Source organism: Rhizobium sp. LjRoot254, from assembly GCF_964254105.1.
Lineage (GTDB): Bacteria > Pseudomonadota > Alphaproteobacteria > Rhizobiales > Rhizobiaceae > Rhizobium_E.
Genome location: NZ_CAXUSM020000001.1, coordinates 2,079,692 through 2,094,363 on the forward strand (window position 1 = coordinate 2,079,692; position 14,672 = coordinate 2,094,363).

Here is a 14,672-nt window from a genome sequence, read left to right on the forward strand (position 1 = left end):
GTCTTAGTTGTGGCAGCCGGTTACTTCTCGCACCAACTGCATGGCTTGGAAGGAATGATACGGCTTTCGCGCGGCGGAATAGGAGCGCTATGCCTTGGAGCGTTCGGCCGCGATCGCATTGCCGATTTTGTCATAAAATGAATTGCTTGCAACGACCTGCCGGCCGGTTCCATTCGGATGCCGGCCGGACGAAGGAAGAGTCGTGACGCTGCATCTGAGATGCAGCGTCACGGTTCTCGTTACATCAGCGTGTCCGATGAGGCTATCGATAGCGCCGTCAGGAATGCTGCGCTATCGGCATCATGGGCAACGGCAAAGCCGTTGACGGTTCCGTGGTTGTTGTACTCATCAAGCGCGCTGTGGATGTCCTTGCCCGCTTCTATCTCCAGATCGACATCCGCATCCGTGTTGATGCCGAGCTGCCAGGCGTTCGAGCTGGTCTTCACCGCATTGCCCAAAAGCGTATCGGGTCCGTCCAGCTTGCCGTTATTCCTGGTGCCGTCCGTCCAGTCCAGCCAGTCGACGGCTTCATCGATAAAGTGTCGGGCGGTGTCGTCCGAGCCGTCGCCTACGGCGTTCCCGGCCAGGAAGTTGAGCCAGGAGGCAACCACATCGCGTCCGATCATGTAACGGCCGTCCTGCTGTTGCTTTTGCGAGGCGTCGATCAGCGTCTGGGCGAGCTTGATCGAGATGAAGAGCGTGTCTTCGTCGCCATCCGTCAGGCCGTTTTTATTGTAGTCTCCGATCAGCAGGCCTTTCTTGTCGAGCACGCCGTCGCCGTTGCAATCGACCTTGTAGAGCAGTTCGCCATCGGCGAAGCCCGGCGTTCCGGCTTGCTTGGGTTCATCGCCGATGATTCCATTCCAGAATGTGGAGCCGAGATTGGACCAGAAACCGGGAGTCCGTACACCCGGCCCCTCATTGATCAGGCCGAAATAATGCGCATTGTCGGAATCCTGCACAGTGCCTTCGCTGTAACTTCCGACGGCGGTGCCGGTGTTCTTATGCTGGCCGGCCTCCCACGGCGCATCGTTGAAGTCGAACGTGATCGAAGCTCCGACGGCAAGGTTACCGATAGTATAGGCATTGTCTCCCAAGACGGCATCGCCGGTGAGACCGTCCAGATTGTACTTCGAGTCGGTGACCTTGACGTTCGTCAGGGTGACATTGCCTTCATTCTTGACGACGAAGCGGAAGTCGATGTCGGCGCCGAGTTCCGCTACCTCCGGGCCGGTCGGCACGTCGGCATCTTCAGGCGTGCCACCATTGACGATCACGAGTTTCTCGACATCGATATCGGCATTCTGGTCGACCGGCACGACGGCGTCGTCGTTGTCGGTGGGACCTTCCTGGGTGGTGACCGTGGCGATGTTGTCGATGTCGCTGTCGCCGCCGCCATTGCTGTCAAGCTCGGCCTGGGTGACGGTGTGGGTGGCATTGTAGGTCCAGGTCTCGCCGACATCGAGCTTGTTGTCGGCATCGGTGTCGCCACTGGCATAGAGGACGCTGCCGGCATCGGCATTGTTGTCAGTGACCAGAATGCTGGTCAGGGTGACATTGCCGGTGTTCCGGACGGTGATGGTGTAATCGAGCTCCTCGCCGGCGGTGTCGGCGATCTGGCCGGCCGTGGCGGTCTTGATCAGTTCGATGCCGGCATTCTGGTCGAGGGGCACGACGGCGTCGTCGTCGTCGGTGGGGCCTTCCTGGGTGGTGACCGTGGCGATGTTGTCGATGTCGTTGTCGCCGCCGCCATTGTTGTCGAGTTCGGCCTGGGTGACGGTGTGGGTGGCATTGTAGGTCCAGGTCTCGCCGACATCGAGCTTGTTGTCGGCATCGGTGTCGCCGCTGGCATAGAGGACGCTGCCGGCATCGGCATTGTTGTCAGTGACCAGAATGTTGGTCAGGGTGACATTGCCGGTGTTCCGGACGGTGATGGTGTAATCGAGCTCCTCGCCGGCGGTGTCGGCGATCTGGCCGGCCGTGGCGGTCTTGATCAGTTCGATGCCGGCATTCTGGTCGAGGGGCACGACGGCGTCGTCGTCGTCGGTGGGGCCTTCCTGGGTGGTGACCGTGGCGATGTTGTCGATGTCGTTGTCGCCGCCGCCATTGTTGTCGAGTTCGGCCTGGGTGACGGTGTGGGTGGCATTGTAGGTCCAGGTCTCGCCGACATCGAGCTTGTTGTCGGCATCGGTGTCGCCGCTGGCATAGAGGACGCTGCCGGCATCGGCATTGTTGTCAGTGACCAGAATGTTGGTCAGGGTGACATTGCCGGTGTTCCGGACGGTGATGGTGTAATCGAGCTCCTCGCCGGCGGTGTCGGCGATCTGGCCGGCCGTGGCGGTCTTGATCAGTTCGATGCCGGCATTCTGGTCGAGGGGCACGACGGCGTCGTCGTCGTCGGTGGGGCCTTCCTGGGTGGTGACCGTGGCGATGTTGTCGATGTCGTTGTCGCCGCCGCCATTGTTGTCGAGTTCGGCCTGGGTGACGGTGTGGGTGGCATTGTAGGTCCAGGTCTCGCCGACATCGAGCTTGTTGTCGGCATCGGTGTCGCCGCTGGCATAGAGGACGCTGCCGGCATCGGCATTGTTGTCAGTGACCAGAATGTTGGTCAGGGTGACATTGCCGGTGTTCCGGACGGTGATGGTGTAATCGAGCTCCTCGCCGGCGGTGTCGGCGATCTGGCCGGCCGTGGCGGTCTTGATCAGTTCGATGCCGGCATTCTGGTCGAGGGGCACGACGGCGTCGTCGTCGTCGGTGGGGCCTTCCTGGGTGGTGACCGTGGCGATGTTGTCGATGTCGCTGTCGCCGCCGCCATTGTTGTCGAGTTCGGCCTGGGTGACGGTGTGGGTGGCATTGTAGGTCCAGGTCTCGCCGACATCGAGCTTGTTGTCGGCATCGGTGTCGCCGCTGGCATAGAGGACGCTGCCGGCATCGGCATTGTTGTCAGTGACCAGAATGCTGGTCAGGGTGACATTGCCGGTGTTCCGGACGGTGATGGTGTAATCGAGCTCCTCGCCGGCGGTGTCGGCGATCTGGCCGGCCGTGGCGGTCTTGATCAGTTCGATGCCGGCATTCTGGTCGAGGGGCACGACGGCGTCGTCGTCGTCGGTGGGGCCTTCCTGGGTGGTGACCGTGGCGATGTTGTCGATGTCGTTGTCGCCGCCGCCATTGTTGTCGAGTTCGGCCTGGGTGACGGTGTGGGTGGCATTGTAGGTCCAGGTCTCGCCGACATCGAGCTTGTTGTCGGCATCGGTGTCGCCGCTGGCATAGAGGACGCTGCCGGCATCGGCATTGTTGTCAGTGACCAGAATGTTGGTCAGGGTGACATTGCCGGTGTTCCGGACGGTGATGGTGTAATCGAGCTCCTCGCCGGCGGTGTCGGCGATCTGGCCGGCCGTGGCGGTCTTGATCAGTTCGATGCCGGCATTCTGGTCGAGGGGCACGACGGCGTCGTCGTCGTCGGTGGGGCCTTCCTGGGTGGTGACCGTGGCGATGTTGTCGATGTCGCTGTCGCCGCCGCCATTGCTGTCAAGCTCGGCCTGGGTGACGGTGTGGGTGGCATTGTAGGTCCAGGTCTCGCCGACATCGAGCTTGTTGTCGGCATCGGTGTCGCCGCTGGCATAGAGGACGCTGCCGGCATCGGCATTGTTGTCAGTGACCAGAATGTTGGTCAGGGTGACATTGCCGGTGTTCCGGACGGTGATGGTGTAATCGAGCTCCTCGCCGGCGGTGTCGGCGATCTGGCCGGCCGTGGCGGTCTTGATCAGTTCGATGCCGGGACGCGGCACGAAGTTGCCGATTGGATCGACCACGGCAGTTTGGCCTATGGTCGTGACGGTGACCGTTTCGAAGGCCCCGGTGGTCTGGGTCGATCCCGCGGGCACCTCTTCATCGATCTGGTACGTTCCCAGCGGAACGCCAAAGAAGGTGTAGTTGCCGTTCGCATCCGTGACCGTCGATCGTTCTCCCGCGTCGCGCACACCATCCTTGTCCGTGTCGATGAAGATGGTGACGCCGCCCATACCGGGCTCGCCGGCATCCTTGATGCCATCGCCGTCGAGGTCTTCAAACTTCGTTCCCGTCAGGCTGCCGGCCGACTGGAGATTCCATTCTTCAAAGCCACCCTGTGAAACATAGTCGCCGCCCTTGAACCCCATCCCGACCTGGAGATACATATAGGTCGTGGCAGGATCGGCGCCTGCGAAACTGGAAACCGGAACCAGTACGGCGTAGTCATCGGTGCCGCTGCCGGTGGAAACCTCGCTCAGCAGCAGCGTCTTGTCGCCGCCGGCGTCCATGTCATATGCGACCGTCTGGGCCTCCAGTACGGCCAGCTTCTGGATGGTTCCGTCGGTCGAGGAGTAAATCTTGAACGTATCGAGCGAAATCTGCCCTCCGGGATTGCTGTTGCTTTCATTCAGATCGACGCGGAACTCGTAATATTCAACACCATTGACGATGGTGACCGGAACCGTGGACAGCAAAACCGTGTGCGTCTTACTTTGGTCTATGTCCTCGTTGGACGGGTCCAACGGCTGTGTATCATCCGAGTTGAAACCTGTTTCGTTGCCGTCGTTATCGCTGATGGCAAGGATTGTATTGTAGTTGCCCGTCCCAGATCCGACATTTGCGGAATCGACAAATATTGCGCCGTTGATTGTCGTGGACGCGCCAGCTGCGGTAAGATTGATGTCGACCATTATATCCTCCCATGAGGTTGTTGAGTCCGTGGGCTTTTTGCGCACAGACGTTGTCTGCTGAGAGCGTTTCCGCTCCCATCGTTGTTAAAGCTATGCTGGGATTCACTGGCCCGAATTCATCGGAAACGACGGGCATCTGCCCTACGGACGCCGGTTTCGGCTCCCTCGGGAATTGCGTCCCCGTTCAAACAGACCACTTCTCCTCCCAGAGCATGATCGAACAACTTCGCCGTTTGAGAACGGTCGTGTGTATTTCCGTGTTTTCAGGAAACAGAAAGCCATCCGGCCATAGACGTATCAGTCCGGCCAGTCGTAAGGCGCTAGAAATGTTTCCTAATTCCCATGCGAAGCAACTTGAGATGAGCGCAGGGATAACTCAGCCTCAGTGTGGCGTTTCTACGTTACTCTCGTAAATTGCTTCATGCGGTGCCACGCAACTACACTCCACTCCCATATGGCAAGAACATAAGACAATACTCCGATTTTTATTTGAATCAATAGATAATGTTAAGGTTTTGTTTACCAAAAGATTTCGCGGTTTCTCGATCGTTTTATTGCGATCACTTATTTTTACTACTCTGCCTTGGAAGATGGATAACAATCTAAGATTGAATCTCGCAGTCTATTCAGATGGCCGAGCACAGCTAGATTGATCGTATGCTTTCCATTATTTATAGATTGTGCGTCTCCGCATCGTTTTGTTTTATCAAGACGGTAAAAACTTTATTTTGCTTGGACGAATTAAGATTAAGCAAGTTGGCTTCTCGCCACCCAAGCGAGAATATTTGCGGATCGGATGAGATAGCGGTTTCCTTGAAGTTAAATGCCTGTTCCAAACTTGACGCGCGATCCACTCCCTGGGGCCGCCGCTATACACCTCATCTCTCGCGTCTTACACGCCCATATGAAGGCACTGCACGCCGGTTTGGGACGGCCATGGTGTGAAGTATCCCGCGCTTCTCAAATCGATTTGACATCAACTGAGTGACGCTGAATGATCGGAACCCGGTGGTTGACGAGCGACGACACAACGGGGGTAGGGATGGAGACGGCCGTTCAACTGCTGACGAACTTCGCGAAACGGCCAGCAACCATTCGTATTGCCAAGTGGGCAGCAATAGTCCTCATTGTTCTAGAGGCGATCATTCTGGTCGGGAACCGATGGGTGCTTATCTCGGAGTGGAGAACGAGCGGCCAAGACGGTAACGTCGTTCTGAAAACATGGGTTCCAGTCGGGTCGCCCTACGAACAACTGCACTGCAAATATTTCACAGGTCGAAGCGTGCAAGTGGTGACGGGCAGCACGAAATACGGTGGAAGCATACCCATCCAATGTCCTTTCATCTTCACGCCTCGCTGATCGCCGCAACAGGCGTTGCCGTAAGCTTGCGCCCTAGCTCCGGCAATCTGGTCAATCGTCTTCGGATAGGCGGCGGCGACCCATGCGCCGTCGCGCATGACGTAACCGTGGCGGCTTGCAGCGGATGATTTTTGGGCGTTTGCAAAACAGGGCATTTCAGCGATTTTACCGCTTTCGCGCCATGCCCTCCAGCTCGCGCTTGAGGCTTTATACTGCCCCAAACCGTCGAGGCCGCCTATCTGGAAACCCGAAGGATGGCCGTCGCCGTTGGCATCGTCGTCTGTATGAAAACGAGCCGACTTGGGCATCGAAGTCGCCATCGAACTAGGGCCAAAAAGCCGTCGGCACCGAAGTCGCCCCAAAATGGCCCCGCGTCAGGCTCGAAGACGCCTCATTTGGCAGCACGGCACAAACAATTGGCAGAGGCGAGCAATCAGCAGCTCAACGCGCCTGCTATATCTGATGAAGCGGCGCCAATGCCGCCGTGCAAGTAGGGCCGTCACCGCCAACAGCAGGGTCCTGAAGCTTGGGCGTCGTCGCGATTGTGTATCGCTTCCGAAGACGCTCTATGGCCAGCTCGCAAAGCGCAGGCTGACGAATTAAAAAACCGGAGCGATCAGGAGAAGCATCCGAATGGCAAATATCACGCTCGATCCAAACTTTTGGATCAACCACGACAAACTTGATTTTTCGTATTTGCTTTACGCCGACAGCGACAGTCGGGGATCGTCCAGCTTCCGGACGCACTACGACAACAAATATGAGTATTTCGTCGGCAGCGGCTTTCACTACGACCAATATGGCACGCCTGATGGCGGCACCGTCACGAGCTATTCGGCGTATATAAGCGGGACGAGGGCGGTCATCATGACGGGCGTAGCTATCCCGGTGACCGCGTTATACCAAGCGGCAAGCACCTACTCGACCGCCGACGACTTCGCCCTCATGGCCAGCGTCTTGGACGGCGCGGATACCTTTTCCGGCGGCAAGGGCTCCGACAGGTTCAACACCTACGGCGGCCGCGACAGGCTCTACGGCGGTGGCGGCGCAGACTGGCTCGACGGCGGGTCGGGTAACGATACCTTCGTCTTCGGATCAGTGAAGGACAGCACCAGCAAGTCCGGCGATCACATTGATCTCTCGTCCATCGACGCCAACACCCACAGGGACGGTAATCAGGCTTTCAAGTTCATCGGCGACCACGACTTCACTGGCCATGCGGGCGAGCTTCGGGTCGATCACAAGCGCGGCGACACCCACTTGTATGCCGATGTGGACGGCAACGGTAAGGCGGATATGGCGATCCACGTTGACGACCTGTTCGCCTTCGCAAAGAGCGATTTCAACCTTTAGTCGAATACACGCAAGCCTGCACGCGATGATGAGCGATATCGCGTGGGTCCGCACGCCCACGCCGGTGTTCCAGCGAAGAGGAAGCCTGTCGCAAGATTAGCGGCCTGATGGGCCAACCAAACTCATCGACCGTGTTTGTGATGTCTTCCGAAATTTCTTCCACATAGCGCTCATAGCGGCTCAATTTTGCCTCTACGCTCGTCGCCTCGGTCATCGCCGTCCCCTGCCGAATCGTTATCCTATAGCCTGTCGCAAACAAACACCGCAACCTCTCGTTTAGCAAGCGCGACGGCTTCGCAGACTGGCGCGGCCTTCCTGAATTGAAGGTGGGGATGGGTGACGGGGGAGGGTCGCAAGCAGGAAGGGTCTGGCGTGGGGACCGTCGCTGGTCAGTTGTACAATATTGTTGTGCAAAACTGATTGGAAAGTGCCGGATTTCAGTGTCTCCGACCCGGTGCCGATGTCAGCCGTTCGGCCCGCTCCAGTTCCTCAAGCCAGTCGATCTCTTCCGACCCATGGACGACCAGACTTGTCCTCTCGGCATTGCCGATGCCGAGCATCACGCAGAGCTTGGTGAAGTCGCCGAGGGCCGATTTCGCGACGAACGTGAAGGGATTGCGCCGCCTGACACCCTTTTCGTCGGTGATCACCATGCCTTCGTCAAGCAGGGCGGCGCGCGATGTCCTATAGCTGAACCACGCATCGACGGCCATTTCGAGCAAGTGCTCGTGACTGGCGACGCCCCAGAAGCGGCGCGGAATGGCAATGTAAAGCTTGCTCCACAACCGCTGTTCCTCATCGCCGAAATGGTCTGGCGGAGTGAGATTGAGATATTCGGTTTCGTCGTCGAGTTCGACCACCGGGTCCGGCTTCACGTCACGCCGTCCTTCAAGCTTCTTGTCCTTCGCGGGCCTTAGATTGTGTCCGCCTGATCCACGTCCGCCCATGATGATCTCCTCTTTGCTGCCATAGGATACGCCGCATGAAAACTTGTGTCACCGCCCGGTGACATCTGCTATCTTGAGCCCGTCACTCGACCTGCCCGCGCTTCGTGACCGCGCTTTGATTTTCTGGACCCCGGCAGGCCCTTGGAGGCTCGCCATGCAGTCCGATTTCCGTCTCGATCAGATCGAACGCAGCCTCGATGATGTCCGTGGCATGTTGATCGGTCTCGCCCGCAAGCGCGATGGCCACAAGCCGCCTGTTCGCACGACCTTGATCCGGGCTATTGCCGCCAAGGCCTTGGCCGAGGTCCACAAGATTTCCATCGACGAGGTTGTCAAACGCTCCTTCCGCGACGACGCCACCCTGCGCCTTGCCGTCGCCGACATCGGTCAATGGCATGCGAAGGCGACGACCTCTCCGGCTGCGACCAGCGTGCCGGGATGGGCATCCGAATTGGCCAACGTCGATGTCTATACCGGCATGATGCCGAGCTTGGCCGCGTCCTCGGTCTACACCAGATTGGCGGCGCTCGGTCTCAGCCTGACCCGTGGTGCGGCGGCTGGCATCAGGCTGCCTTATCCGGTCCAACCCGGCACGGTGCCGTCGCCGTGGATCGGCGAGGGTCAGCCGGTTCCGGTGGTTGGCTTCAACATCACGGGCGGCATGATCATCCCGTATAAGACTGCCGTGATGGCCACATACACGTCCGAGTTGGCGACCCGCTCGGTCAGCAATTTCGAGGCCGTGCTCAAGCAACTGCTCGACCAACAGACATCAATCGCGCTCGACCAGACACTGCTTGACGACCAGCCTATGACCGCCACCGTCCGTCCTCCGGGCCTGCTCTATGGCGTCACCGCGACCGCTGCCTCGGCCGCGACCACGGCAGCCGACGCGGCGCGTGAGGATATCGTCAAGCTGCTCGCCGCCTTCGATCCCGAGGCGACCTTGCCGGTGGCGATCATGGGCACGGCGCAGGCGACCAATTTCGACCTGCTCTATCCGCAAGCCAGCTTGCCGGTGCTGACCACGCCGGTCTTGCCGACCGGCCGGGTCGTGATGGTGGACGCGGCCGATTTTGCCAGCTTCACCGCGTCCGATGGATCGATCGATGTCAGCCAATCGGCGACGATCGAGCTGCGCGACGACCCGACATCGAGCAACATCATGACCGGCACGCCAGTGACCAGCTTGTGGGAACAGGACATGCGCGCCATCCGGCTGCTCGAAACCTTGTCGTTCGCCATGAGACGGCCGGGCAGGGTGCAGTTCATCGACTCCGTGGCGTGGTGAGCCATGCTGTATCCGTTCGCGCCCTCGAAATGGCAGACCGGCCGGTGGTCGATATGCCTCGAATTCCGCCGCCGACCGGGCAGGCGGAATATTATCCTCTTGTCGGAATGGAGATCAAAATGCCGACTTCCGAAACCAAGCCTTCCCCCCTGCCGAGGGAACTGGTCCTCGCCAATGTGTCGATCGGAGACGCGTTGACCGCGCTCGCCGACAGGCTGACTGACCTCGCCAGTCAGATGACGACCGTCCGCGACTTGAGTTGCGATCTGGATGTCCATGGCGATCGTGCATCCCTGCAATTCCGCGCGACGAAGTAACGGCCATGAGCAAGAAAGCACCATGGTTCGCCAAGACCCCGCCCGTCGAGCGCCCGCTGACCGAGCGCGAGATCATGCGGCAGCTCGGCCCGATGCCGCCCGTCGTCGATGACCGGGCCAAGGCGAAGGCCAAGGCCGAGGCAGAGCATCGCCGCATCCTTGAACGGCCGGAGATCAGGCTGGAGATGGCCGATGCGGTCCATGACGGGTTTCTTGCCCTGCCGCGCGACAAGGAACTGGCGATGATCGCCGCCGAAAGTCTGGTCGAGGAACTGATCGCCAGATTCCTCAAGCGGCTTGGCAAGGCGAGCTTCCGGTGGGCGTGGGCCATTGGTCTTGAGCGCTACGATCGTGAGATCGCCGAGCGCGCCAAGGAAGCCGCCGAGGACGAAGCAGTGCGGGTCAGGGTTGCCGAGCGTGCCGCCAAGCAGGCCAAGCCGGAACCTAGTGCCAACTTGGCACAAGGTACGGGCAAGATCGATCTCAACGGCTGGTCACCCGACGCACACATGCAATGAGATCGCCGCCACGCTTCGCCAGACAGGCGCAGGGCGCGACCGAGGCTCGGGGCGGATGCTTGAACCGTCTCGGGCCTCATACGCGTCTGGGAGGCTCTATGAGTAAATGGTGAAATACGATCGCCACTATCGGAAGTAGCGAAGGGTGGGCATTGCCCACATCTCGCTACCGCAAATAGTCAAGGGTGGAAAGTTTCCACCCTTCGCTATCTTCCAGCGCGAAATTTCATAGAACAACTTCCCGCCGATTCGGCGGAATGTCACCTTGCCGCACTCGGCCGCGCGGTCCACGCATGCCGCCTCGGCAGCTCCGGCTTGCCGATCGTCTCGGTCGCCAGCGCATCGAGCTTCGCCCTGATCTCCGGTGGGCAGATCACGCCGTCACGTCGATAATGATTGAGCTGGTCACGGGTGATGCCGACCGCCTCGGCGATCTTTTCGAACGGCATGTAATTGGCACGCAAGATGCGGATCGAGACGAACACCGATCTCATTTCGCCACCATGTCACGCGACCGATAGAGCTTTTCCACCGCAAGGTATGTCTCGGCCGAGGGCTTGCTCATTTCGCCATTCTCGGCGCGCCAGAGCGTTTGCCGGGACACATGGGTCAGCCGCGCCATCTCGCTGATACCGAGGCCACCGGCACGGAGTCCGATGACCATCGATGTCAGGCGTTGCTCGGCAGATGGTTCGCGCATGGCGGGATGATAGACCCGAGCATTACCGCGCGCAAATCGGGCTGCGCGGTAAAACGCGCGGTAATTTGATTCGCGCGCCAGAATGGCTTCTCGACTAAATCCGCAAGCAATTGATTTTCTTGGTGTTTTTGGTGAGAGCGATGGGATTCGAACCCATGACCTACTGATTAAAAGTCAGTTGCTCTACCGGCTGAGCTACGCTCTCCCAAGCGGGGCGAACGCGCGGCGCGGCCCCCGGAAGTGTCGCGATACATAGTGTATCGGGCTTTTGCCGGTCAACCCTGAAAACGCGTGGCGAACCGGGAAAATGCGGCAAAACCGCCGCTCAACAAAAGGTGACTGGCGCGGCCACCCGGCCTTGATTAAACAAAGCGGCGAAATTCAGGGCGAATGGAGAATGGGTTGGCCGTAGCCGAAGTGTCATATCTGAGTGCGCTCGGCGCCGGCGCGCTGTCGTTCTTGTCCCCTTGCGTCCTTCCCCTGGTGCCGCCCTATCTCTGCTACATGGCGGGTGTTTCGGTCGAGGAGTTCCGCCATCCGCATCTGGCGGGCGGGCCGGGTGCGGCCTCGCGCAAGGCGGTGCTTTTCGCATCCCTGTTCTTCACGCTCGGCTTTGCCACCGTCTTCGTCGCGCTGGGCGCGTCCGCGACCTCGATCGGCATGATGCTGCGCACCCATCTCGATATCCTCGCCCAGGTCGGCGGCGTGATCATCATCCTGATGGGCCTGAACTTTCTCGGCCTGCTCAAGATCCCGTTCCTGTCGCGCGAGGCGCGTTTCCAGACGGGCGGCGAGCCTGCGACGCTGACCGGTGCCTATGTCATGGGCCTCGCCTTCGCTTTCGGCTGGACACCCTGCATCGGCCCGATCCTCGGCGCGATCCTGGCGGTCGCGGCGTCGCAGCAGACCGTGGGGCAGGGTGCTTCCCTGCTCGGCGTCTATTCGCTCGGCCTTGCCGTGCCCTTCTGGCTGGCCGCGGCCTTCTCCGGCCTGTTCATGGCATTCCTCGTCCGCTTTCGCCGCCATCTCGGGCTGATGGAGAAGATCATCGGCGTGCTGCTCATCCTCACGGGGCTCGCCTTCATCTTCGGCTATGTCGGCGACATCTCGGCCTGGTTCCAGCAGACCTTCCCGGTGCTCATGAAGATCGGTTGATCAAGCGTTCAATATTTAGCCTCATGCGAACGCATTCGGGACCTTGCGCGCTTGTCGGGCGTTGCCCGTCCGTCTAGATCGACAAAATCGATCGACTCACGGAACAGCCCCAGCGCATGGCCGAAATTTCGCAACTCGTTCTGCCCTTCTTTGGCCTCATCCTGCTCGGCTATCTCGCCGCCAAATGGCGCAAGCTCGATGAAGCCGCACTCGGTTGGCTCAACATCTTCATCATCTACATCGCCTTGCCGGCTCTGTTCTTCAAGATCATCGGCAAGACCCCGCTCGAGGAGCTGGCACGCTTCGATTTCATCGCGACCAGCCTGGCCGCGACATACACCATCTTCGCGCTCGTCTTCCTGCTTGGAAAACTCGGCACAAGAAGCACGACGGGCGACGCGACCGTGCAGGGGCTGGCCGGCGCCTATGGCAATATCGGCTATCTCGGCCCCGGCATCGCGCTCGCCGCCTTCGGCGAGGCGGCGGCCCTGCCGCTGGCGCTGATCTTCGCCTTCGAGAACATCGTGCATTTCTCGGTGGCGCCCGCCTTCATGGCCTTCGATGGCAAGGACAAGCGCACACCGCTGGTGCTGGCGCGCGATGTTGTGGTCAAGATCACTACGCACCCTTTCATCATCGCCACCTTCGTCGGCTTCCTCGCCGCCGCGACCGGCTTCACACCGCCCGTCTTCGCCCAGACGATGATCGATAACCTCGCCCAGGCCGCCGCGCCCTGCGCGCTGTTCGCCATGGGCGTGACGCTCGCGCTCCGGCCCCTCAAGCGCGTGCCGGCGGAAATCCCGTATATCGTGCCGGCCAAGCTGATCGTGCTGCCGGCGCTGATGTATGTCTATCTCAGCCTCACGGGAAATTACCCGCCCATCTGGGTCGCCACCGCGCTGCTGCTCTCGGCGCTGCCGACTGCCACCAATGTTTTCGTCATCGCCCAGCAATATGGCGTCTGGCAGGAGAGGGCGTCCGCCACGGTGCTGATCACCACAGTGCTCTCGGTCGTCACCGTGTCCGGCCTGCTCTACCTGATCAAGTCAGGCATGCTTCCGGCGGATCTCTTTCCGTAGGAAATCGGGAAATGAACTGAAGCCGCGCCCCGGTGCCACACCCTCGTGCATGGCGAGATATCTGAGCGGCGGAATGGCCGACAGCATGTGCATGCCGACGGCCCGCAGCATCTGCACCGGCAGGAGGCCTGATAGCAGCGAACGGTTGAGCAGGTCGATGGCTGCCGTACGGCTCCAGATATCGGCCCGGCGCTTGCGATCATAGGCATCGCCGATGGCGAGCCTGGCGCCGGTCTTCTGCGCAACGAGCGCAAGCTCCAGCGCGCTTTCGATATCGCGCAGGCTGAGATTCAGCCCTTGCGCGCCGATGGGCGGGAACACGTGCGCCGCTTCGCCGATCAGCGCCACCTGGCCTTTGCCGAAGCGCGTGGCGGTGGCGGCCGACAGCGGCCATGCCTGCGGCTTGCCTTCCACCGTCACCCTGCCGAGAATCGATTGCATCCGGTCCTCGACACGGCGGTTGAGCACGTCGGCCGGCAGTTGCAGGATTTCGACCGCCTCTTCCGGCTTCACCACCCAGACCAGGCTGGAGCGCTGACCCGGCAGCGGCACCTGGGTGAAGGGGCCGGTCCTCGTATGGAATTCGGTTGAGACATTGTGATGCGGCCGGTCATGGGCGAAATTCAGCACCACCGCCGTCTGCGGATAGGCGTGACTCCTGGCGTCTATGCCTGCCGCATCGCGGATCAGCGACTTGCGCCCATCGGCGGCGATCACCAGTCCGGCCGTGACGTCGGCACCGTCGGCCAGATGCAGCATCGCGAGTTCGCCGGAGAGATCGACGCGCTCAACGCTTGTCGTGAGCATCGTGACATTCGGCAGTTCGCCGAGTGCCGCGCTCAGGATCGCGAGGAACGGCGCATTGGGAATGTTGTAGCCGAAAGCCTCGAGCCCGATCTCGGACGCCCTGAAGGTCACCGGCGGCGCATGCAGCAATCGTTCGGTGGCATCGATGATCTGCATGGTGGAAAGCGCCGCGGCCTCAGGCCTTACCCTGTCCCATATGCCGAGCGAGGTGAGGAAACCGAGCGAATGGTCCATCAGCGCCGTGGTGCGCTGGTCGGTCCGGCCGTCATCCGGTGCGATCAGCACGGTCGAAAAACCGTTCTTGGCAAAGGCGAGCGCCCCGATCTGCCCCGCAAGCCCGCCACCCGCAACCGCCACATCGAAAACCGCCATGACCGCACTCCTTGCCGGGACCGGATATGATCCTTGCCCGACAATAGGGTGTTTCCATGGCGGTTTCAAATGG

General features: G+C 60.4%; 13 protein-coding genes and 1 tRNA gene. 6 read left to right on the forward strand and 8 right to left on the reverse strand.

Translation table 11 applies throughout. From position 1 onward, the window contains the following. Nucleotides 1-239: 239 nt before the first annotated feature. Nucleotides 240-4,700, reverse strand: coding sequence for a beta strand repeat-containing protein (locus ACSQ26_RS10210; protein ID WP_436008427.1), 4,461 nt, complete (start codon nucleotides 4,698-4,700; stop codon nucleotides 240-242). Nucleotides 4,701-5,942: 1,242 nt separating this feature from the next. Continuing rightward, entirely contained in the window at nucleotides 5,943-6,368 is a 426-nt protein-coding gene (locus ACSQ26_RS10215) for a hypothetical protein (RefSeq protein ID WP_436008428.1), read from the reverse strand. A 325-nt stretch (nucleotides 6,369-6,693) separates the two neighbouring features. On the opposite strand from ACSQ26_RS10215, the gene ACSQ26_RS10220 reads away from it, so the two are divergent. Next, the gene (locus tag ACSQ26_RS10220; RefSeq protein ID WP_436008429.1) at nucleotides 6,694-7,413 is read left to right on the forward strand and encodes a M10 family metallopeptidase C-terminal domain-containing protein; all 720 of its coding nucleotides are present in this window, start codon (nucleotides 6,694-6,696) and stop codon (nucleotides 7,411-7,413) included. Here the strand turns inward: ACSQ26_RS10220 and ACSQ26_RS10225 are convergent. Together ACSQ26_RS10225 and ACSQ26_RS10230 are read right to left on the reverse strand one after the other, a co-directional pair. Then, nucleotides 7,403-7,627: a hypothetical protein gene (locus ACSQ26_RS10225; protein ID WP_436008430.1), complete on the reverse strand. Its 225-nt coding sequence runs from the start codon at nucleotides 7,625-7,627 to the stop codon at nucleotides 7,403-7,405. The genes ACSQ26_RS10220 and ACSQ26_RS10225 overlap by 11 nt on opposite strands. A 223-nt stretch (nucleotides 7,628-7,850) precedes the next feature. Next, nucleotides 7,851-8,360, reverse strand: coding sequence for a P27 family phage terminase small subunit (locus ACSQ26_RS10230; protein WP_436008431.1), 510 nt, complete (start codon nucleotides 8,358-8,360; stop codon nucleotides 7,851-7,853). A 154-nt stretch (nucleotides 8,361-8,514) separates the two neighbouring features. Between ACSQ26_RS10230 and ACSQ26_RS10235 the strand changes: the two genes are divergently transcribed. The 3 genes from ACSQ26_RS10235 to ACSQ26_RS10245 all read left to right on the forward strand — a co-directional run bounded on the left by ACSQ26_RS10235 (nucleotide 8,515) and on the right by ACSQ26_RS10245 (nucleotide 10,486). Then, nucleotides 8,515-9,651, forward strand: coding sequence for a hypothetical protein (locus ACSQ26_RS10235; RefSeq protein WP_436008432.1), 1,137 nt, complete (start codon nucleotides 8,515-8,517; stop codon nucleotides 9,649-9,651). A 119-nt stretch (nucleotides 9,652-9,770) separates the two neighbouring features. Continuing rightward, the gene (locus tag ACSQ26_RS10240) at nucleotides 9,771-9,968 is read left to right on the forward strand and encodes a hypothetical protein (RefSeq protein ID WP_436008433.1); all 198 of its coding nucleotides are present in this window, start codon (nucleotides 9,771-9,773) and stop codon (nucleotides 9,966-9,968) included. 5 nt (nucleotides 9,969-9,973) lie between these two features. Beyond that, on the forward strand, nucleotides 9,974-10,486 hold the full coding sequence (locus ACSQ26_RS10245) for a hypothetical protein (protein ID WP_436008434.1): 513 nt from the start codon (nucleotides 9,974-9,976) through the stop codon (nucleotides 10,484-10,486). 260 nt (nucleotides 10,487-10,746) lie between these two features. On the opposite strand, the gene ACSQ26_RS10250 is transcribed toward ACSQ26_RS10245, so the two are convergent. The 3 genes from ACSQ26_RS10250 to ACSQ26_RS10260 form a co-directional block, all read right to left on the reverse strand. Next, entirely contained in the window at nucleotides 10,747-10,980 is a 234-nt protein-coding gene (locus ACSQ26_RS10250) for a hypothetical protein (RefSeq protein ID WP_436008435.1), read from the reverse strand. After that, complete coding sequence (locus ACSQ26_RS10255; RefSeq protein ID WP_436008436.1) at nucleotides 10,977-11,186, reverse strand: hypothetical protein; 210 nt, start codon at nucleotides 11,184-11,186, stop codon at nucleotides 10,977-10,979. The genes ACSQ26_RS10250 and ACSQ26_RS10255 overlap by 4 nt, the downstream gene beginning before the upstream one ends. A 129-nt stretch (nucleotides 11,187-11,315) precedes the next feature. Next, nucleotides 11,316-11,391 (reverse strand) — tRNA-Lys (locus ACSQ26_RS10260). A 197-nt stretch (nucleotides 11,392-11,588) separates the two neighbouring features. Between ACSQ26_RS10260 and ACSQ26_RS10265 the strand changes: the two genes are divergently transcribed. Together ACSQ26_RS10265 and ACSQ26_RS10270 are read left to right on the forward strand one after the other, a co-directional pair. Further along, complete coding sequence (locus ACSQ26_RS10265; protein ID WP_258162091.1) at nucleotides 11,589-12,341, forward strand: cytochrome c biogenesis CcdA family protein; 753 nt, start codon at nucleotides 11,589-11,591, stop codon at nucleotides 12,339-12,341. Nucleotides 12,342-12,457: 116 nt separating this feature from the next. Then, a complete protein-coding gene (locus ACSQ26_RS10270; protein ID WP_436008437.1) occupies nucleotides 12,458-13,420 on the forward strand; it encodes an AEC family transporter in 963 nt (320 codons plus the stop codon). On the opposite strand, the gene ACSQ26_RS10275 is transcribed toward ACSQ26_RS10270, so the two are convergent. Continuing rightward, nucleotides 13,388-14,599 (reverse strand): UbiH/UbiF family hydroxylase, encoded by a 1,212-nt coding sequence (locus tag ACSQ26_RS10275; RefSeq protein ID WP_436008438.1) that lies wholly within the window; start codon nucleotides 14,597-14,599, stop codon nucleotides 13,388-13,390. The genes ACSQ26_RS10270 and ACSQ26_RS10275 overlap by 33 nt on opposite strands. Nucleotides 14,600-14,672 lie beyond the last annotated feature (73 nt).